Source organism: Pseudomonas sp. OST1909, from assembly GCF_015277575.1.
GTDB lineage: Bacteria > Pseudomonadota > Gammaproteobacteria > Pseudomonadales > Pseudomonadaceae > Aquipseudomonas > Aquipseudomonas synxantha_A.
Genome location: NZ_CP063780.1, coordinates 4,390,598 through 4,410,145, shown reverse-complemented (window position 1 = coordinate 4,410,145; position 19,548 = coordinate 4,390,598). Strand labels below are relative to the sequence as shown.

The 19,548-nt window shown below is 61.9% G+C and carries 17 protein-coding genes; 16 read left to right on the top strand and 1 reads right to left on the bottom strand.

The genetic code is table 11. The annotated features are described in order from the left end of the window. Nucleotides 1-15 precede the first annotated feature (15 nt). The gene (locus IH404_RS19065; protein WP_005789775.1) at nucleotides 16-906 is read right to left on the bottom strand and encodes a LysR family transcriptional regulator; all 891 of its coding nucleotides are present in this window, start codon (nucleotides 904-906) and stop codon (nucleotides 16-18) included. 140 nt (nucleotides 907-1,046) lie between these two features. On the opposite strand from IH404_RS19065, the gene leuC reads away from it, so the two are divergent. The 16 genes from leuC to IH404_RS18985 all read left to right on the top strand — a co-directional run bounded on the left by leuC (nucleotide 1,047) and on the right by IH404_RS18985 (nucleotide 19,493). Continuing rightward, nucleotides 1,047-2,465 carry a 3-isopropylmalate dehydratase large subunit gene (leuC, locus tag IH404_RS19060; protein ID WP_005789773.1) on the top strand — a complete coding sequence of 473 codons (1,419 nt, stop codon included), beginning with the start codon at nucleotides 1,047-1,049 and terminating at the stop codon, nucleotides 2,463-2,465. Nucleotides 2,466-2,475: 10 nt separating this feature from the next. Continuing rightward, entirely contained in the window at nucleotides 2,476-3,120 is a 645-nt protein-coding gene (leuD, locus tag IH404_RS19055) for a 3-isopropylmalate dehydratase small subunit (protein WP_005789771.1), read from the top strand. Between the two features lie 144 nt (nucleotides 3,121-3,264). Further along, complete coding sequence (locus IH404_RS19050) at nucleotides 3,265-4,029, top strand: class I SAM-dependent methyltransferase (RefSeq protein WP_005789770.1); 765 nt, start codon at nucleotides 3,265-3,267, stop codon at nucleotides 4,027-4,029. Between the two features lie 53 nt (nucleotides 4,030-4,082). After that, nucleotides 4,083-5,165 (top strand): 3-isopropylmalate dehydrogenase, encoded by a 1,083-nt coding sequence (gene leuB / locus IH404_RS19045; protein WP_005789768.1) that lies wholly within the window; start codon nucleotides 4,083-4,085, stop codon nucleotides 5,163-5,165. Nucleotides 5,166-5,229: 64 nt separating this feature from the next. Next, a complete protein-coding gene (gene asd, locus IH404_RS19040; RefSeq protein ID WP_005789767.1) occupies nucleotides 5,230-6,342 on the top strand; it encodes an aspartate-semialdehyde dehydrogenase in 1,113 nt (370 codons plus the stop codon). Nucleotides 6,343-6,593: 251 nt separating this feature from the next. Continuing rightward, nucleotides 6,594-7,604 (top strand): aspartate-semialdehyde dehydrogenase, encoded by a 1,011-nt coding sequence (locus tag IH404_RS19035; protein WP_194438775.1) that lies wholly within the window; start codon nucleotides 6,594-6,596, stop codon nucleotides 7,602-7,604. 161 nt (nucleotides 7,605-7,765) lie between these two features. Beyond that, nucleotides 7,766-10,273 (top strand): FimV family protein, encoded by a 2,508-nt coding sequence (locus IH404_RS19030; protein WP_194438774.1) that lies wholly within the window; start codon nucleotides 7,766-7,768, stop codon nucleotides 10,271-10,273. 183 nt (nucleotides 10,274-10,456) lie between these two features. Beyond that, a complete protein-coding gene (gene truA, locus IH404_RS19025) occupies nucleotides 10,457-11,281 on the top strand; it encodes a tRNA pseudouridine(38-40) synthase TruA (protein ID WP_005789756.1) in 825 nt (274 codons plus the stop codon). A gap of 63 nt (nucleotides 11,282-11,344) precedes the next feature. Continuing rightward, nucleotides 11,345-11,977 carry a phosphoribosylanthranilate isomerase gene (locus IH404_RS19020; RefSeq protein WP_005789755.1) on the top strand — a complete coding sequence of 211 codons (633 nt, stop codon included), beginning with the start codon at nucleotides 11,345-11,347 and terminating at the stop codon, nucleotides 11,975-11,977. 244 nt (nucleotides 11,978-12,221) lie between these two features. Then, entirely contained in the window at nucleotides 12,222-13,142 is a 921-nt protein-coding gene (gene accD, locus IH404_RS19015) for an acetyl-CoA carboxylase, carboxyltransferase subunit beta (protein WP_005789754.1), read from the top strand. Continuing rightward, nucleotides 13,139-14,446, top strand: a complete 1,308-nt coding sequence (gene folC / locus IH404_RS19010) for a bifunctional tetrahydrofolate synthase/dihydrofolate synthase (protein WP_005789753.1) — start codon at nucleotides 13,139-13,141, stop codon at nucleotides 14,444-14,446. Before accD ends, folC begins: the two co-directional genes overlap by 4 nt. Further along, a complete protein-coding gene (locus IH404_RS19005; RefSeq protein ID WP_005789752.1) occupies nucleotides 14,430-15,086 on the top strand; it encodes an SPOR domain-containing protein in 657 nt (218 codons plus the stop codon). The genes folC and IH404_RS19005 overlap by 17 nt, the downstream gene beginning before the upstream one ends. A gap of 249 nt (nucleotides 15,087-15,335) precedes the next feature. Next, entirely contained in the window at nucleotides 15,336-15,893 is a 558-nt protein-coding gene (locus tag IH404_RS19000) for a CvpA family protein (protein WP_005789751.1), read from the top strand. Nucleotides 15,894-15,934: 41 nt separating this feature from the next. Continuing rightward, nucleotides 15,935-17,440: an amidophosphoribosyltransferase gene (gene purF / locus IH404_RS18995; protein WP_005789750.1), complete on the top strand. Its 1,506-nt coding sequence runs from the start codon at nucleotides 15,935-15,937 to the stop codon at nucleotides 17,438-17,440. Between the two features lie 65 nt (nucleotides 17,441-17,505). Further along, nucleotides 17,506-18,717: an O-succinylhomoserine sulfhydrylase gene (locus IH404_RS18990; protein WP_005789748.1), complete on the top strand. Its 1,212-nt coding sequence runs from the start codon at nucleotides 17,506-17,508 to the stop codon at nucleotides 18,715-18,717. A gap of 11 nt (nucleotides 18,718-18,728) precedes the next feature. Next, nucleotides 18,729-19,493: an SDR family oxidoreductase gene (locus tag IH404_RS18985; protein ID WP_032880253.1), complete on the top strand. Its 765-nt coding sequence runs from the start codon at nucleotides 18,729-18,731 to the stop codon at nucleotides 19,491-19,493. Nucleotides 19,494-19,548 lie beyond the last annotated feature (55 nt).

The window sequence follows — 19,548 nt, the reverse complement described above, 5'->3', positions numbered from 1 at the left end:
CGAGGCCGCACAGTGTCATGCCGGTAACCCTGGCAGATCGACCTGTGCATCCAGCAGGCTCATGAAAGCCCGCGCAGCGTTCGATAGCGTCCTTTCTGTATGCACGATATAGCCTAGCTGGCGACTGAGTTGTATGCCCGGCAAAGCGATACTTGCCACTTGATCATCGAGCATGGTGCGCGGCAACACGCTCCAGGCCAGGCCGATGGACACCATCATCTTGATGGTTTCCAGGTAGTTGGTGCTCATCGCAATATTTGGCGCAAGTCCCTGGGCTTCGAACAGGCGGCTGACAATATGGTGCGTAAAGGTGTTGCCGCCGGGAAACACCGCCGGGTGCCTGGCGATATCGGCCAGGCTGATGGAACCGTTGCTGATCAGGCTGTGTTCCGGCGCTACCACAAAGTCCAGCGGGTCATCCCATACCGGCGAGGCGCGCACCAGATGGTGGGGCTCGGGCGCCAGGGTGATTACCGCCACTTCGGCGCGACCATGGAGTATTTCTTCGTAGGCCACTTCTGAATCCAAAAACTGAATATCCAGTGCCACGTTTGGGTATTGCCGTGTGAAGGTGCGCAGGATCGGTGGCAGGCGGTGCAGGCCTATATGGTGGCTGGTGGCCAGAGTGAGGCGCCCGCTGACTTCCCCTGTAAGGTTGGTCAGGGCGCGGCGGGTGTCGTCCAGCACGTTGAGGATTTGATAAGCGCGCGGCAGCAAGGCCCGGCCGGCTTCGGTCAAGCCGACTTCACGGCCCAAGCGATCAAACAAACGCACCTTCAATTGCTGCTCCAGGCCCGCGATGCGTTTGCTGATGGCGGGCTGCGTCAGGTGCAGGCGTTCGCCGGCCCCCGAGAAGCTGCCGGTCTCGGCGATGGCGATAAAAGCGTTGAGGTTGGCCAGATCCATGGTGCTATTCCAGTTGGTAATCCAAAGCATAAAAAATATGAATTTGAGTTATTTAATGTAGCGCCATACCATCAGCCTCACAAGCCAAAGGGTTATTGAAAAGCCCGGCGTATAGAAACACCGCTGATGAGGACCGACTGATGGCCGGCAAAACGCTTTACGACAAGCTTTGGGATTCCCATGAAGTGAAACGTCGCGATGATGGATCGTCGCTGATCTATATCGACCGTCACATCATCCATGAAGTGACCTCGCCCCAAGCGTTCGAAGGCCTGCGACTGGCCGGGCGCAAGCCATGGCGCGTCGACTCCATCATCGCCACGCCGGACCACAACGTGCCGACCACGCCTGAGCGCAAGGGCGGTATCGAAGCCATTGCCGATCAGGTTTCGCGTCTGCAGGTGCAAACCCTCGACGACTATTGCGACGAATACGGCATCACCGAATTCAAGATGAATGACGTGCGCCAGGGCATCGTCCATGTGATCGGCCCGGAGCAGGGGGCGACCTTGCCGGGCATGACCGTGGTCTGCGGCGACTCCCACACCTCCACCCACGGCGCGTTCGGCGCCCTGGCCCACGGCATCGGCACCTCCGAGGTGGAACATGTGTTCGCCACCCAGTGCCTGGTCGCCAAGAAAATGAAGAACATGCTGGTACGCGTCGAAGGCCAATTGCCGTTTGGCGTGACCGCCAAAGACATCGTGCTCGCCGTGATCGGCAAGATCGGCACCGCCGGCGGTAACGGCCATGCCATCGAATTCGCCGGCAGCGCCATTCGTGACTTGTCCATCGAAGGCCGCATGACCATCTGCAACATGTCCATCGAAGCCGGTGCCCGTGTGGGCATGGTGGCGGCGGATGAGAAAACCGTGGAGTACGTCAAAGGTCGCCCGTTTGCCCCGCAAGGCGCCGATTGGGACGCCGCCGTCGAAGCCTGGAAAGACCTGGTGTCTGACGCCGATGCGGTGTTTGACACCGTGGTCGAACTCGACGCTGCGCAGATCAAGCCGCAAGTCAGCTGGGGCACTTCGCCGGAAATGGTCCTGGCCGTTGACCAGAACGTTCCGGACCCGGCCAAAGAGGCCGACCTGGTCAAGCGCGGCTCCATCGAGCGCGCCCTGAAGTACATGGGCTTGAAAGCCAACCAGGCGATCACCGACATCCAGTTGGATCGCGTGTTCATCGGCTCCTGCACCAACTCGCGGATCGAAGACCTGCGCGCCGCGGCGGTGATCGCCAAGGGCCGCAAGGTTGCCTCGACCATCAAGCAAGCCATTGTGGTACCAGGTTCGGGCCTGGTGAAGGCGCAAGCCGAAGCTGAAGGCCTGGACAAGATCTTCCTCGAAGCCGGTTTTGAATGGCGTGAACCAGGCTGTTCGATGTGCCTTGCGATGAACCCGGACCGTTTGGAGTCGGGCGAGCATTGCGCGTCCACCTCCAACCGTAACTTCGAAGGGCGTCAGGGCGCCGGTGGCCGCACCCACCTGGTCAGCCCGGCCATGGCCGCCGCCGCTGCCGTCAACGGTCGTTTCATCGACGTTCGCGAATTGATCTGAGGAATACCCGATGAGAGCTTTTACCCAGCACACAGGTCTTGTAGCGCCGTTGGACCGTGCCAACGTGGACACTGACCAGATCATCCCCAAGCAGTTCTTGAAGTCGATCAAGCGCACCGGTTTTGGCCCCAACCTGTTCGATGAGTGGCGCTATCTGGACGTGGGCTACGCCTACCAGGACAACTCCAAGCGCCCGCTGAACAAAGACTTTGTGCTCAATGCCGAGCGCTACCAGGGCGCCAGTGTGTTGCTGGCCCGGGAAAACTTCGGTTGCGGCTCCAGCCGTGAACACGCGCCGTGGGCCCTGGAAGAGTACGGCTTTCGCAGCATCATCGCGCCCAGCTATGCCGACATCTTCTTCAACAACAGCTTCAAGAACGGCCTGTTGCCGATCATCTTGAGCGATGCCGAAGTGGATGAGCTGTTCCAGCAAGTGGAAGCGAATGTGGGCTATCAGCTGACCGTGGACCTGGCCGCGCAGACCGTCACCCGTCCGGACGGCAAGGTGTATCACTTTGAAGTGGATGCGTTTCGCAAGCACTGCCTGATCAACGGCCTGGACGATATCGGCCTGACCTTGCAGGACGGCGATGCGATTGCCGCGTTTGAAGCCAGGCACCGGGCGAGCCAGCCTTGGTTGTTTCGCGATGCCTGATTTGCGGTAACCGTGCGGGCCCCATCGCGGGCAAGCCCGCTCCCACATGGATCGATGTTCGCCTGAACACCTCGGTCAACTGTGGGAGCTGGCTTGCCTGCGATAGCGCCAGTGCAACCACCACAAACCCCAAGGAAAGCCACCATGACCACCACTGCCCATACCCAAGTCGTGCAAAAGCAATTCGGCGAGCAAGCCTCGGCCTACCTGAGCAGTGCCGTGCACGCCCAGGGCAGCGAATTCGCACTGCTGCAGGCCGAGCTGGCCGGGCAGGGCGCTGCACGGCTGCTGGACCTGGGCTGTGGGGCGGGTCATGTGAGTTTCCAGGTGGCGCCTCTGGTTAACGAAGTGGTGGCCTACGACCTGTCTCGGCAGATGCTCGACGTGGTCACCGCCGCCGCGAAAGATCGCGGCCTGGACAATATCCGCACCGTCCACGGCGCCGCCGAGCGTCTGCCGTTCGCCGATGGCGAGTTCGACTTCGTGTTCAGCCGTTATTCGGCCCACCACTGGAGTGACCTGGGCCTGGCCCTGCGGGAAGTGCGCCGCGTGCTCAAGCCAGGCGGGGTGGCGGCGTTTGTGGATGTCTTGTCACCGGGTAGCCCATTGCTGGACACTTACCTGCAAACCGTCGAAGTGCTGCGCGACACCAGCCACGTGCGAGATTACGCCGCCGCCGAGTGGATGCAGCAACTCAGCGAGTCTGGCCTGCATGTGCGTAACAGCCTGCGTCAACGCCTGCGTCTGGAATACACCTCGTGGGTCGAGCGCATGCGCACGCCAGAGGTGCTGCGTGCGGCAATCCTTGAGCTGCAAAAGGCGATGGGCCAGGAAGTGCGCGATTATTACGAAATTCAGGCCGACGGCACCTTCAGCACCGACGTGCTGGTGGTCTTTGCCCAACGCTGATTGATTTTTCCCGGCCTGCCCACGGGCGGGTCGCTTGATGAAATGAGGAACCCATGAGCAAGCAGATTCTGATTCTCCCTGGCGACGGTATTGGTCCGGAAATCATGGCCGAAGCGGTCAAGGTGCTGGAGCTTGCCAACGCCAAGTACAGTCTGGGCTTCGAGCTGAGCCACGACGTGATCGGCGGCGCGGCCATCGACAAGCACGGCGTGCCCCTGGCCGACGAAACCCTGGACCGCGCCCGTGCGGCCGACGCCGTGTTGCTCGGCGCGGTGGGTGGCCCGAAGTGGGACAAGATCGAGCGTGACATCCGCCCGGAGCGCGGCCTGTTGAAAATCCGCGCGCAACTGGGCCTGTTCGGCAACCTGCGCCCGGCAATCCTCTACCCGCAACTCGCCGATGCCTCAAGCCTCAAGCCGGAAGTGGTGGCGGGCCTGGATATCCTGATCGTGCGTGAGCTGACCGGCGGTATCTATTTCGGTTCGCCACGGGGCGTGCGCGAGTTGGAAAATGGCGAGCGCCAAGCCTACGACACGCTGCCGTACAGCGAGAGCGAAATCCGCCGTATCGCCCGGGTCGGTTTCGATATGGCCCGTGTGCGTGGCAAAAAGGTGTGCTCGGTGGATAAAGCCAACGTGCTGGCCTCCAGCCAACTGTGGCGCGAAATCGTTGAGGAAGTGGCCAAGGACTACCCGGACGTCGAACTGAGCCACATGTACGTCGACAACGCCGCGATGCAGCTGGTGCGTGCGCCCAAGCAGTTCGACGTGATCGTCACCGACAACCTGTTCGGCGACATCCTGTCCGACCAGGCGTCGATGCTCACAGGTTCGATCGGCATGTTGCCGTCGGCGTCCCTGGACACCCACAACAAGGGCATGTACGAGCCGTGTCACGGTTCGGCGCCGGACATCGCAGGCCAGGGCATTGCCAACCCGCTGGCGACCATTTTGTCGGTGTCGATGATGCTGCGTTACACCTTCAACCTGAGTGAAGCGGCCGACGCGATCGAGAAAGCCGTCAGCCTGGTACTGGACCAGGGCTTGCGCACCGGGGACATCTGGTCCCAGGGCTGCACCAAGGTCGGAACGCAAGAAATGGGCGACGCAGTAGTCGCCGCGCTGCGGAATCTGTAATCTCTCGGGCCCGCTTGCAGTTGTTGCTGCAAGGCGGCCCACTTTTTAACAAGGTGTAGTTGCGATGAAACGTGTAGGTCTGATCGGTTGGCGCGGTATGGTCGGTTCCGTGCTCATGCAGCGGATGCTGGAAGAGCAGGATTTCGATCTTATTGAGCCGGTGTTTTTCACCACTTCGAACGTAGGTGGCCAAGGGCCGTCCGTGGGCAAGGATATTGCCCCGCTCAAGGACGCCTACAGCATTGAAGAGTTGAAGACCCTCGACGTGATCCTGACGTGCCAGGGTGGCGACTACACCAGCGAAGTCTTCCCCAAGCTGCGCGAAGCCGGCTGGCAGGGTTACTGGATCGACGCCGCTTCCAGCCTGCGTATGCAGGATGACGCGGTGATCATCCTTGATCCGGTCAACCGTAAGGTCATCGACCAGCAACTGGATGCCGGCACCAAGAACTACGTGGGCGGCAACTGCACCGTCAGCCTGATGCTGATGGGGCTGGGTGGCCTGTTCGAAGCCGGCCTGGTCGAGTGGATGAGTGCCATGACCTATCAGGCTGCCTCTGGTGCCGGTGCGCAGAACATGCGCGAGCTGATCAAGCAGATGGGCGCGACCCATGCCGCTGTCGCCGATCAACTGGCAGACCCGGCCAGCGCGATTCTCGACATCGACCGTCGTGTAGCCGAAGCCATGCGCAGCGACGCTTACCCGACCGAGAACTTCGGCGTGCCATTGGCTGGTAGCTTGATCCCGTGGATCGACAAGGAACTGCCCAACGGTCAGAGCCGCGAGGAGTGGAAGGCCCAGGCCGAGACCAACAAGATCCTCGGTCGCTTCAAGAACCCGATTCCGGTGGACGGCATCTGCGTGCGCATTGGCGCCATGCGTTGCCACAGCCAGGCGTTGACCATCAAGCTGAACAAAGACGTGCCGATCGCTGATATCGAAGGCTTGATCAGCCAGCACAACCCTTGGGTCAAGCTGGTGCCGAACAACCGCGATATCAGCATGCAGGAGCTGAGCCCGACCAAGGTCACCGGCACCCTGAATGTACCGGTGGGCCGTTTGCGCAAGCTGAACATGGGGAGCCAGTTCCTCGGTGCGTTCACCGTCGGCGACCAGCTGCTGTGGGGCGCGGCTGAACCGCTGCGTCGCATGTTGCGGATTTTGCTGGAGCGTTGATCGCTTTCTTGCATTGAAGAACCCCGCGCTCTGGTGACAGGCGCGGGGTTTTTTATTGTTCTGTCGGGCGCTATCGGGAGCAAGCTCCCTCCCACACTTGCCCTCCATTTCAAGGTTGGAGCTGGGTCGAATGTGGGAGGGGCTTGCTCTCAATAGCGCCATCAGCCACACCACAAGGCCCAGGCTAATTGCCTCACCCCCAGCCACCCGGTAAAGTGCCGCTCCCCCCTGCAATGCCCGAGGCAGCCCCCATGACCCAGACCTTCGAAATCGCCGTGATCGGTGCCACCGGCACTGTGGGTGAAACACTGGTGCAGATCCTCGAAGAGCTGGATTTCCCGGTAGGCACCGTGTATTTGCTGGCGGGCAGCAACTCGGCGGGGGCCTCGGTGCCGTTTCGTGGCAAGAACGTGCGGGTCAAAGAGGTCGACGAGTTCGATTTCAGCAAGGCGCAGTTGGCGTTCTTCGCAGCAGGCCCGGCGGTGACTCTGAGTTTCGCCTCGCGCGCCACGGCCGCTGGCTGTTCGGTAATCGACTTGTCCGGCGCATTGCCTGCCGAACAGGCGCCGCCAGTGGTGCCGCAGGCCAACGCCCAGGTGTTGAACGGTTTGAAAAAACCATTCCAGCTCGGCAGCCCAAGCCCGTCTGCCACCTACCTGGCGGTAGTGCTCGCGCCGTTGCGGGGTTTGGTGGATATCCAGCGCGTGAATGTCACCGCCAACCTGGCGGTCTCTGCCCAGGGCCGGGAGGCCGTCAGCGAGTTGGCGCGGCAGACCGCTGAGTTATTGAACGTGCGTCCACTGGAACCGAAGTTCTTCGACCGGCAAATGGCGTTCAACCTGCTGGCTCAAGTCGGTACGCCAGACGCCCAAGGTCATACAGCCCTGGAGAAACGCCTCGTACACGAGCTGCGTGCCGTGCTGGAAACACCTTTGCTAAAGATTTCCGCAACCTGCGTTCAAGCCCCGGTGTTTTTCGGCGATAGCCTGACAGTGTCGTTGCAATTGGCCGCGCCGGTCGATCTGGCCGCAGTCAACCGTGCACTCGATGCTGCGCCGGGTATCGAGCTGGTTGAGGAGGGCGATTACCCAACGGCTGTAGGCGATGCGGTCGGCCAGGATGTGGTTTACGTAGGACGCGTACGTGCAGGTGTTGACGACCCCGCGGAACTAAATCTGTGGTTGACGTCAGATAACGTACGCAAGGGCTCGGCCCTGAACGCTGTGGAACTGGCGCAGTTGTTGATAAAAGGCCTTGTGTAAAAGATACTTGGCGGCAATTTGTAGATTGATTCTAGCCAGGCGCTATGCTTGGTCCCAAGTGAAACACAAGCGCGTCGGTGACCTATCGGCTCGCCATGCCTTATGGCAGCGGTTACCAACCTTCTCGCAGGGCGGGGAGCGTTCAGACAAAGGATGAGGCTATGGTTCAAGTTCGCAAACTGGTGTTAGCAATAGCGGCCGCCTCGGCGCTGTCCTCCGGTATGGCGCAGGCGCTGCAACTTGGGGAGATGACCCTCAAGTCGAAGTTGAACCAGCCGCTGTCGGTGGAAATCGAATTGCGTGATGTGGGTGGCCTCACGGCGGCCGAGATCACTCCGAGCCTGGCTTCTGCCCAGGCCTTTGTGGATGCGGGCGTTGACCGCCAGGCGTTTCTCGATGACCTGACGTTCACCCCGGTGATCAACCCCGAAGGTCGCAGCGTGGTGCGCGTGACCTCCAGCAAGCCGCTGCCCGATTCCTATGTGCGCTTCCTGCTGCAGGTGCAATGGCCCAATGGCCGTTTGATGCGTGACTACAGCGTGCTGCTCGACCCGGCCAAGTTCGACCAGCCGGCACCGACTGCCGGCGCGCCGGCCAGTGCCGCACCTGCCGCCGGCACGCCCGCCCAGCACACCACCACGTCCCGCGACACCTTGTGGGAAATCGCCGCGAAGAATCGTAACGGCGCCTCGGTCCAGCAGACGATGCTGGCGATCCAGGCGCTCAACCCTGACGCTTTTATCGATGGCAATATCAATCGCCTGAAAACCGGCCAGGTCCTGCGCCTGCCGGATGCCACGCAAAGTACGGCGCTGGCGCAGCCTCAAGCGATCGCCGAAGTCAGCGCGCAGAACGCCGCCTGGCGTCAGGGCCGTCGTACCCCCAAGGGGCAAGTGGCCGGCAAGGCGCAGTTGGATGCGACCAAGCGTACCCAGGCCGGCAATGCGCCGACGAGCACCCAGGCCAAGGACAACTTGAGCCTGGTCTCGGCCGAAGCCGCCAAGCAAGGTACGAAGGGCAAGGCCGGTGATAACCGTGCATTGAGCGACAAGCTGGCGATGACCCAGGAAGAGCTGGACACCACCCGCCGCGATAACGAAGAACTCAAGAGCCGCGCCGCCGACTTGCAAAGCCAGTTGGACAAGTTGCAAAAGCTGATTCAGTTGAAGAATGACCAGTTGGCTCGCTTGCAGGCGCAAAACGGTGAGCCGGCTACGGCTGCAATCCCTGCGCAGCTGGCAGGTGAGCCCGCAGCAGAGCCTGCGGCGCCCGTTGCAACCCCTGCACCCGCCGCTGAACCGCCCAAGCCGGTCGCGGCACCTGCTACCACCGAAGGCAAGTTCAATGACTTGCTGACCAACCCTATTATCCTCGGCATCATTGGCGGGGCAGGCATCCTGGTGGTGCTGCTGCTTCTGTTGCTGTGGGCGCGCCATCGCAATGCCCGCCGCGAAGAGGAAAAGCATCTGCGCATGGCGCGGGCGCTGGCCGAAGAGCCTGAGTTCACGCCCAATATTGACCAGGACCTGCCGCCTGACAGTTTTGAAGGCCTTGAAGTGCCGCCGCCGAGCGTCAAGCTGGGCGCCGCGCCAGCGCCTGCCCCGGTGGCTGAGCCGGTTGTCGTGCCGACTGTCGCTTCCGTGCTCGCACCCCTGGCCGTCGCTGTTGCCCAGGAGAACTCCAGCGATGCATTGGCTCAGGCCCAGTCCCATATCGACCGCGGCCACCTGAACCAGGCGGCTGATGTGCTTGAACAAGCCATCAAACATGAGCCCAAGCGCAGCGACCTGCGTTTGAAGCTGATGGAAGTCTACGGCCTGCAGAACGACAAGGACGGTTTCGTCACCCAGGAGCGCCAATTGGTCGCCAACGGTGAGAACCACGCCCAGGTCGAGCAGCTCAAGAGCCGCTTCCCGGCCATGGCCGTGCTGGCAGCGGGCGTCAGCGCCGCCGTGGCTGCTGCGGCTCTCGATGCGCAGTACGTCAAGGATTTGCTCGATGACAAGCCGGCGGCGGCTGAGCCGGCGGACACCTTCGACAACGATTTTGACCTTAGCCTGGATGAGCTGGAAGCTGCCTCGCCGGCCGAGATCGCCCGGGACCAGCAAACCTTTGAAGCGCTGCTGCAACAACAGACTGAGGCCAAGGCCGATGCGCAGGATCTCTCGGACTTTGACCTGGACCTGCAACTGGATCCGCCAGCGTCGAAATCCGATGACGACTTTCTCTCGGGACTTGAGGAGCAGATGAAGGACGTGCCGCCTGTCGAGCCGCCCACCCTGACACCTGCCGCGCTGGACGAATTCGAGTTGCCGGAAGACTTTGACCTGTCCCTGGCTGATGAGCCGACGGCCCCGGCAGCCAAGCCCGATGCGTTTGCCTCGGAACTGGACGACGTCAATGCCGAGTTGGACCGATTGTCCCAGAGCCTGGAGCACCCGCCGATCGAGCCGACCTTCACGGCCGAGGATGCCGCGCTGGGCGGTGATGATGAACCGGATTTCGATTTCCTCTCAGGCACGGATGAAGTCGCTACCAAGCTCGACCTGGCCCAGGCTTACATCGACATGGGTGATGCCGATGGCGCTAAAGACATCCTTGATGAAGTCTTGGTCGAAGGCAACGAAGACCAGCGTGGCGAAGCCAAGGAAATGCTCGGCCGAATCTAAAGCCAGGCGCTATAACAGTGCGGGAGGGGCGGTGCGACGATTCGACTTGCTCCCTCCCACATTTGTTTGGCATCGATCCATAACAAAACGCCCGTCAGGCATCCGACGCCTTTATAATGCCCGCCTTTGCGCAACTCATCAGGCTCTCAGTTCTTGGCAAATATAGATAACGCGGCCGCCGAAATGGCGGCCGCCGGCTTTTACCGCATCGCCCTGGGCGTGGAATACAAAGGCTCGCGCTATCGCGGCTGGCAGCGTCAGGCCTCCGGCGTGCTGACGGTGCAGGAAACCCTCGAAAACGCCCTGTCCAAAGTCGCTGACTCGCCGGTGTCGCTGATGTGTGCCGGGCGCACCGACGCTGGCGTACACGCGTGTGGCCAGGTGGTGCATTTCGACACCCAGGCCGAGCGGTCGATGAAGGCGTGGGTGATGGGGGCGAATATCAATTTGCCCCACGACGTGAGTGTGAGCTGGGCCAAGGTCATGCCGGCGCATTTTCATGCACGCTTCAAGGCCATCGCCCGGCGTTACCGTTACGTGATCTACAACGATCAGATCCGCCCCGCGCATCTCAATGAAGAAATTACCTGGAACCACCGCCCGCTGGACGCCGAGCGTATGGCCGAGGCCGCGCAGCACCTGGTGGGCGTGCATGACTTCAGCGCCTTCCGCGCCGGCCAGTGCCAGGCCAAGTCGCCGATCAAGGAAGTTCATCACCTGCGAGTCACCCGTCACGGCAAGATGATCGTGCTGGATATTCGCGCCGGGGCGTTCCTGCATCACATGGTGCGCAACATTGCCGGCGTGCTGATGACCATCGGTACGGGCGAGCGCCCGGTTGAGTGGGCCAGGGAAGTGCTGGAAAGCCGCATCCGTCGCACGGGCGGCGTCACGGCGCACCCGTTTGGCCTGTATTTGGTGGATGTGGAGTACCGCGACGAGTTCCAGTTGCCGGAACGCTTTATCGGGCCGCACTTCCTCACAGGTTTCAGTGAACTTGGCGGCTGACGCCCGGAAAAGCTTTTGTTAACATCCGGGACTTTCTCGGTCCAACCCTGAGGTTCCTACGACATGTCAGCCGTTCGCAGCAAGATTTGCGGGATTACCCGCATAGAAGACGCGCTGGCGGCAGTCGAGGCAGGGGCCGATGCCATCGGTCTGGTGTTTTATGCCAAAAGCCCGCGCGCGGTGAATGTGCTGCAGGCGCGGGCCATCATTGCGGCGCTGCCGCCTTTCGTGACCACCGTGGGCTTGTTCGTCAACGCCAGTCGCTGCGAACTCAATGAAACCCTGGATGCGGTGCCGCTGGACATGCTGCAGTTCCATGGCGATGAAACGCCTGATGAGTGTGAAAGTTATCAGCGCCCGTACATCAAGGCGTTGCGGGTCAAGACGGGCGACGATATCGCCGCGGCGTGTGCCGCGTATATCGGCGCTCGCGGGATCCTGCTCGACACCTACGTCGAAGGCGTACCGGGTGGTACGGGTGAGGCGTTCGATTGGTCGCTGATTCCCGAGGGGTTGAGCAAGCCGATCATCCTGGCCGGTGGGCTCAACCCTGCGAACGTCGGGGCTGCCATCGAGCAGGTGCGGCCGTATGCCGTGGACGTCAGCGGTGGGGTGGAGCAGGGCAAGGGCATCAAGGATCACAACAGGATTCGCGCATTCATGCAGGCCGTGCGCAACAGCAGTGGCGGGATGTGACGGCTGGCAGTCTGCCGCCGTCCATAACTACCACTGTGTAAAACAGCCCGGCGCCGCCTGTGGGTGGCCCGGAAATGAAGTGGCAACCCTGCGCTGGCAGGTTGTCTGGAAGGCTGAGGATGCAGGCGGGAAATGGCAGGTCCAACGTCTGACCCCGTCCCGCAGGCATCATCGCCACATATGAATTTAGCTCAAGGGCATACGCGGGGCTGTGTTCAAGCCACCGGTACTGGAGAAAGAAAGCATGAGCAACTGGTTAGTAGACAAACTGATCCCTTCGATCATGCGTTCCGAGGTGAAGAAAAGCTCGGTTCCTGAAGGTCTGTGGCACAAGTGCCCGTCCTGCGACGCGGTGCTGTACCGCCCGGAGCTGGAAAAGACCCTGGATGTTTGCCCCAAGTGCAATCACCACATGCGTATCGGCGCGCGCGCGCGCATCGACATCTTCCTGGATGCCGATGGCCGCAACGAACTGGGCGCTGACCTGGAGCCGGTCGACCGTCTCAAGTTCCGCGACAGCAAGAAGTACAAGGACCGTCTGGTCGGTGCGCAGAAGCAGACAGGCGAGAAGGACGCGCTGATCTCGGTCAGCGGCAAGCTGCTGGGCATGCCCGTGGTGGTCTCGGCCTTCGAGTTTTCCTTCATGGGCGGTTCCATGGGCGCCATCGTCGGTGAGCGCTTTGTGCGTGCTGCCAACTACGCCCTGGAAAACCGTTGCCCGATGATCTGCTTCGCCGCCTCCGGTGGTGCGCGTATGCAGGAAGCGCTGATTTCCCTGATGCAAATGGCCAAGACCTCGGCGGTACTGGCGCGTCTGCGCGAAGAAGGCATTCCGTTCATCTCGGTACTGACCGACCCGGTCTACGGCGGCGTTTCCGCCAGCCTGGCGATGCTCGGCGATGTGATCGTCGGCGAGCCCAAGGCGCTGATCGGTTTTGCCGGCCCGCGTGTGATCGAGCAAACCGTGCGCGAGAAGCTGCCGGAAGGCTTCCAGCGCAGCGAGTTCCTGCTGGAGCACGGCGCTATTGACCTGATCATCCCGCGTGGCGAGCTGCGTCCACGTCTGGGTAACCTGCTGGCGCAAATGATGGGCCTGCCGACGCCTGTGTACGTCGCGCCTAAAGTCGAGCCAATCGTCGTGCCGCCGGTGCCTGCAAACCTATGACCCAACGTACCCTGGGCGAATGGCTCGCCTACCTTGAGCAGTTGCATCCGTCCGCCATCGACATGGGCCTGGAGCGCTCGCAACAGGTAGCGGCCCGCCTCGGGTTGGGCCAGCCGGCACCGCGTGTGATCACGGTGACCGGCACCAATGGCAAGGGCTCCACCTGTGCCTTTGTCGCGGCGCTGTTGCAGGCCCAGGGCCTGAAGGTCGGTGTGTACAGCTCGCCGCACCTGCTGCGCTACAACGAGCGGGTACAGCTCAATGGCGTCGAAGCCACGGACGAGCAGTTGTGCGCAGCCTTCGCTGCCCTGGATGCCGGGCGTGGCGATATTTCCCTGACCTATTTCGAGATGGGCACCCTGGCGGCGTTCTGGCTGTTCGAGCGTGCGCAACTGGATGTGGTCGTGCTGGAAGTCGGCCTCGGTGGGCGCCTGGATACGGTCAATGTGGTGGATGCCGACCTGGCGCTGGTCACCAGCATCGGGGTTGATCATGCCGACTACCTGGGCAATACCCGCGAGTCCGTGTCCTATGAAAAGGCCGGGATTTTCCGCCAGGGCAGGCCGGCGCTGTGTGGCGACCTGGATCCGCCGCAACCTTTGCTGGACAAGGTGCGCGAGCTGGATTGCCCGTTCTACCTGCGCGGTCGTGAATTCAATCTCGACATCGGTGCGACCCATTGGCAATGGCGCGGGCGTGATGCCCGTGGCAAGGTGGTCGAGCTGCTTGATTTGCCGCTGCTGAACCTGCCGATGGAAAACGCTGCACTCGCGCTGCAAGCCTATTTGCTGCTGGATCTGCCGTGGGATGCCGAGCAGATCGGCGCAACCCTGCGGGCGACGAAAGTGGTGGGGCGCCTGGATCGTCGGGTGCTCGACTGGCAAGGCAAGCGCCTGAACCTGTTGTTGGATGTGGGTCACAATCCCCATGCGGCTCACTATTTGGCGCAGCGCCTGGCGCGCACGCCACCGGCCGGCCGTCGCCTGGCGGTGTTCGGGCTGTTGGCCGACAAGGATCTGGAAGGCGTGGTTGCGCCGTTGCTTGGCAGTGTTCAGTCTTGGGCTGTTGCGCCGCTGGATACACCGCGTAGCCGGCCGGCGGCTGAGCTGCAAACCGCCTTGCAGAACCTTGGCGCGCCCGTGACGTCGTATGCAAGCATCATTGCCGCCCTGGAGGCGCAGTGTGCGGTGGCTACGGCCGAGGACGAGATCCTGTTGTTCGGATCATTTTATTGTGTTGCCGAGGCGCTCGAATGGCTGGCCCGGCGCTCCACGGAGGAAGCTGCACATGGCATTACTGGATAGCGCATACAAGCAGCGAATGGTTGGAGCCCTGGTGTTGGTGGCGTTGGCAGTCATCTTCCTGCCGATGCTGTTTTCCCGTCAGGACGAGCAGCGCCAGGTGGTGGTTGAAGCACCCGCTGCGCCCCAGGCGCCGGTGGTGCCCCAGGTTCAGGTCGAGCCGGTGGTGGTGCCCGAGCCTCAGGCGTTGCCGGAAGAGCCTGTACCTGTCGAGGAGGAGGTCGCTACGCAACAGGCTCCTTCGATGCCGGTGCAGCCAAGTGTGCCGGTGGTCAAGCCAGCGCCGGCACCCGCTGTCGCTGCCAAACCGCCGGCACCGGCGCCAACGCCCAAGCCTGTGGCGCCGCAGCCTGCTGCGCCGGGTAAACCGGATGTGGGCCAGAGCCGCATTGATCCCAATGGCCTGCCGATCAGTTGGTCGATCCAGCTCGCCAGCCTGGCCAATCGCGAAAGTGCCGACGCCTTGCAGAAAAAGCTGCGTGCCCAGGGTTATAACGCCTATATCCGCAGTGCCGATGGCAAGAATCGGGTGTTTGTCGGGCCGCTGATCGAGCGCGCCGAGGCGGATCGCCTGCGCGATTTGCTGGGCCGCCAGCAGAACCTCAATGGGTTTGTGGTGCGTTTCCAGCCCGAGCGCGGCTGATTCAAGCAGGCATTAACGCAATCTAAGTGTGGGAGGGGGCTTGCTCCCGATAGCGGTGGGTCAGTCAGTACATCTGATACTGACACACTTCAATCGGGAGCAAGCCCCCTCCCACATTGGTTTATGGTGGGCTTGAAATGGCGTTCACACCGCCCAATCTATTGATTTGCAAAGCAGCCGCAATCACCGCTTACCGATAGCCCGGCGCTCTGCTAAAATGCGCCGCCTTATCCGTACGTAGGCTGCACTGTGCCATTTACCTGGGTTGATTGGGCGATCGTTGCAATCGTCGCCATCTCCGCTTTGATCAGTCTGAGCCGCGGCTTTGTAAAAGAAGCACTGTCGTTGCTGACCTGGATCATCGCAGGAGTCGTAGCCTGGATGTTCGGTGGTTCACTGTCGGTCTACCTGGCCGGGTACATAGAGACACCTTCGGCTCGCGTCATCGCGGGCTGCGCCATCATGTTCATCGCCACGCTGCTGGTGGGGGCAATGGTCAATTATCTTATTGGCGAGTTGATACGTGTCACCGGCCTCTCCGGGACCGATCGATTTCTCGGCATGGCCTTCGGTGCCGCGCGTGGCGCGTTGCTGGTGGTTGTGGCGGTCGGGCTGTTGAGCCTGGGGCCGGTACAGCAGGATTCGTGGTGGCAGGAGTCGGTACTCGTGCCAAAATTTCTATTGGTTGCAGATTGGTCCAAGAACCTCATATTGGGGTGGAGCAGTCAGTGGCTGGCCAGCGGAATCAGCGTACCCGCTGATCTTCCGTTCAAGGAACACCTCTTGCCGGCGCAAACGCCTCAGTAAGCTGTGTTCAGTCAAGATTCATTAAGTAGGGGTTGCGTCGCATGTGTGGCATCGTCGGTATCGTCGGTAAGTCGAACGTCAATCAGGCGCTGTATGACGCGCTAACCGTCCTCCAGCACCGCGGCCAGGACGCTGCCGGTATTGTGACCAGCCACGACGGCCGGTTATTCCTGCGCAAGGACAATGGCCTGGTGCGTGACGTGTTCCATCAGCGTCACATGCAGCGCCTCGTCGGGCACATGGGTATTGGCCATGTGCGTTACCCGACTGCCGGTAGCTCGACTTCGGCCGAAGCTCAACCGTTCTACGTCAACTCGCCTTACGGCATCACCCTGGCGCACAACGGTAACCTGACCAACGTTGAACAGCTGGCCAAGGAGATCTACGAATCTGACCTGCGCCACGTCAACACCAGTTCCGACTCGGAAGTGCTGCTCAACGTGTTCGCCCACGAACTGGCCCAGCGCGGCAAGCTGCAGCCGACCGAAGAAGACGTGTTTGCTGCCGTGATCGACGTGCACAACCGTTGCGTCGGTGGTTATGCCGTGGTGGCGATGATCACCGGGTACGGCATCGTCGGTTTCCGCGACCCCCACGGCATCCGCCCGATCGTGTTCGGCCAGCGTCACACCGACGAAGGCGTCGAGTACATGATCGCGTCCGAAAGCGTGTCCCTGGATGTACTGGGCTTTACCCTGATCCGCGACCTGGCGCCGGGCGAGGCTGTCTACATCACCGAAGACGGCAAGCTGCATACCCGCCAGTGCGCCGTTGCGCCGACGCTGACCCCGTGCATCTTCGAACACGTCTACCTGGCGCGTCCGGACTCGATCATCGACGGTGTGTCGGTCTACAAGGCGCGTCTGCGCATGGGCGAGAAGCTGGCCGAGAAGATCCTGCGCGAGCGTCCTGAGCACGACATCGATGTGGTTATCCCGATTCCGGACACCAGCCGTACCGCTGCGCTGGAGCTGGCCAACCACCTGGGCGTCAAGTTCCGCGAAGGCTTCGTCAAGAACCGCTACATCGGCCGTACGTTCATCATGCCCGGCCAGGCTGCGCGCAAGAAATCGGTGCGTCAGAAGCTCAACGCCATCGAGCTTGAGTTCCGCGGCAAGAACGTGATGCTGGTGGACGACTCCATCGTACGCGGCACCACCTGCAAGCAGATCATCCAGATGGCCCGCGAAGCCGGTGCGAAGAACGTGTACTTCTGCTCTGCGGCGCCTGCGGTGCGTTACCCGAACGTGTACGGTATCGACATGCCGAGCGCCCACGAGCTGATTGCACATAATCGTTCGACCCAGGACGTGGCCGACCTGATCGGCGCCGACTGGCTGATCTACCAGGACCTGCCGGACCTGATCGAAGCGGTTGGCGGGGGCAAGATCAAGATCGAGCAGTTCGACTGTGCCGTGTTCGACGGCAAGTACGTGACCGGAGATGTCGACGAGGCTTACCTGAACAAGATCGAGCAGGCGCGTAACGACTCGTCCAAGATCAAGACCCAGGCGGTCAGCGCGATCATCGACCTGTACAACAACTGAGTAGACACCGGCCCTGAGGGGCCGGTTTTGTATCTTAAATAACGTATTGAGTAAGGAGTCGCAGCATGAGTCAGGAATGGGATGCCGGTCGGTTGGACAGCGACCTCGATGGCGTAGCTTTCGATACCCTGGCTGTGCGCGCCGGCCAGCACCGCACCCCGGAAGGGGAGCACGGTGACCCGATGTTCTTCACCTCAAGCTACGTGTTCCGCACGGCGGCCGACGCTGCGGCGCGTTTTTCCGGTGAGGTGCCGGGCAACGTGTACTCGCGTTACACCAACCCGACCGTGCGCGCGTTCGAAGAGCGTATCGCGGCCCTGGAGGGCGCTGAGCAGGCTGTGGCGACCGCGACCGGCATGGCGGCCATCCTGGCGGTGGTGATGAGCCTGTGCAGCGCTGGCGACCATGTGCTGGTGTCGCGCAGCGTGTTCGGCTCGACCATCAGCCTGTTCGAGAAGTACTTCAAGCGCTTCGGTATCGAAGTGGATTACGTGCCCCTGGCGGATTTGTCCGGCTGGGATGCGGCGATCAAGGCCAATACCAAGCTGCTGTTCGTCGAATCGCCGTCGAACCCGCTGGCCGAGTTGGTCGACATTGCTGCGCTGTCCGAAGTCGCCCACGCCAAGGGTGCGATGCTGGTGGTGGATAACTGCTTCTGCACCCCGGCCTTGCAGCAACCGCTGAAGCTGGGTGCGGACATCGTGGTGCATTCGGCAACCAAGTTCATCGACGGCCAGGGCCGTTGCATGGGCGGCGTGGTGGCTGGACGCAGCGAGCAGATGAAGGAAGTGGTGGGCTTCCTGCGTACCGCCGGCCCGACCCTGAGCCCGTTCAATGCCTGGATCTTCCTCAAGGGGCTGGAAACCCTCAGCCTGCGCATGAAAGCCCATTGCGCCAACGCCCAGGCCCTGGCCGAGTGGCTGGAGCAGCAGGACGGTATCGAGAAAGTGCACTACGCTGGCCTCAAGAGCCACCCGCAACACGCCTTGGCCCAGCGCCAGCAGCGTGGTTTTGGTGCGGTGGTGAGTTTCGAAGTCAAGGGCGGCAAAGACGGCGCCTGGCGCTTTATCGATGCGACGCGCTTGATCTCCATTACCGCCAACCTGGGTGACAGCAAGACCACCATCACCCACCCGAGCACCACCTCCCACGGGCGCCTGGCGCCGCAGGAGCGTGAAGCGGCCGGCATCCGTGACAGCCTGATCCGTATCGCGGTGGGCCTGGAAGATGTAGCAGACTTGCAGGCAGACCTGGCCCGCGGGCTGGCGGCCTTGTGATCGAGTGGTCCATGGAGGCCGCGGCGGCCAGTAACGGGCGCGTTGCGCTGGTAACGGGCGCGGCGCGGGGCATTGGCCTGGGGATTGCCGCGTGGCTGATCAGCGAAGGCTGGCAGGTGGTGTTGACCGACCTGGACCGCGAGCGCGGCGCCAAGGTGTCCAAGGTGCTGGGTGATAACGCCTGGTTCATCACCATGGACGTGGCCGACGAGAAGCAAGTGGCCCAGGGGGTTGCCGAGGTGTTGGGGCAGTTCGGGCGACTCGACGCGCTGGTCTGCAATGCCGCCGTGGCTGACCCGCGCAATATCACCCTGGAAAGCCTCGATCTGGCGTACTGGAATCGCGTGCTGGCGGTGAACCTCGGCGGGCCGATGCTGTTGGCCAAGCATTGCGCGCCGTACCTGCGCGCCCACGGCGGTGCGATCGTCAATTTGGCCTCGACCCGGGCCCGTCAATCGGAGCCGGATACCGAAGCTTACGCGGCGAGCAAGGGTGGCTTGCTGGCCCTGACTCACGCCTTGGCCATGAGCCTGGGGCCAGAGGTTCGGGTCAATGCGGTCAGCCCCGGCTGGATCGATGCGCGTGATCCTGCTGCGCGCCGTGCCGAGCCGCTCACAGACGCCGATCATGCCCAGCACCCTGCGGGCAGGGTGGGCACGGTAGAGGACGTGGCGGCGATGGTAGCCTGGTTGCTGTCGCGTCAGGCCGGGTTTGTCACCGGGCAAGAGTTTGTGGTGGACGGTGGCATGAGCAAGAAGATGATTTACAGCGAGTAGGGCGGTTAGCCGTCTTGAAGTGATTTTGTCTTTTTCAGAAAAACTTCAAGCAGGC

Coding starts and splice junctions, on each gene's coding strand:
- IH404_RS19065 (WP_005789775.1), bottom strand. CDS start 906: ATGGATCTGGCCAACCTCAACGCTTTTATCGCCATCGCCGAGACCGGC.
- leuC (WP_005789773.1), top strand. CDS start 1,047: ATGGCCGGCAAAACGCTTTACGACAAGCTTTGGGATTCCCATGAAGTG.
- leuD (WP_005789771.1), top strand. CDS start 2,476: ATGAGAGCTTTTACCCAGCACACAGGTCTTGTAGCGCCGTTGGACCGT.
- IH404_RS19050 (WP_005789770.1), top strand. CDS start 3,265: ATGACCACCACTGCCCATACCCAAGTCGTGCAAAAGCAATTCGGCGAG.
- leuB (WP_005789768.1), top strand. CDS start 4,083: ATGAGCAAGCAGATTCTGATTCTCCCTGGCGACGGTATTGGTCCGGAA.
- asd (WP_005789767.1), top strand. CDS start 5,230: ATGAAACGTGTAGGTCTGATCGGTTGGCGCGGTATGGTCGGTTCCGTG.
- IH404_RS19035 (WP_194438775.1), top strand. CDS start 6,594: ATGACCCAGACCTTCGAAATCGCCGTGATCGGTGCCACCGGCACTGTG.
- IH404_RS19030 (WP_194438774.1), top strand. CDS start 7,766: ATGGTTCAAGTTCGCAAACTGGTGTTAGCAATAGCGGCCGCCTCGGCG.
- truA (WP_005789756.1), top strand. CDS start 10,457: ATGGCGGCCGCCGGCTTTTACCGCATCGCCCTGGGCGTGGAATACAAA.
- IH404_RS19020 (WP_005789755.1), top strand. CDS start 11,345: ATGTCAGCCGTTCGCAGCAAGATTTGCGGGATTACCCGCATAGAAGAC.
- accD (WP_005789754.1), top strand. CDS start 12,222: ATGAGCAACTGGTTAGTAGACAAACTGATCCCTTCGATCATGCGTTCC.
- folC (WP_005789753.1), top strand. CDS start 13,139: ATGACCCAACGTACCCTGGGCGAATGGCTCGCCTACCTTGAGCAGTTG.
- IH404_RS19005 (WP_005789752.1), top strand. CDS start 14,430: ATGGCATTACTGGATAGCGCATACAAGCAGCGAATGGTTGGAGCCCTG.
- purF (WP_005789750.1), top strand. CDS start 15,935: ATGTGTGGCATCGTCGGTATCGTCGGTAAGTCGAACGTCAATCAGGCG.
- IH404_RS18990 (WP_005789748.1), top strand. CDS start 17,506: ATGAGTCAGGAATGGGATGCCGGTCGGTTGGACAGCGACCTCGATGGC.
- IH404_RS18985 (WP_032880253.1), top strand. CDS start 18,729: ATGGAGGCCGCGGCGGCCAGTAACGGGCGCGTTGCGCTGGTAACGGGC.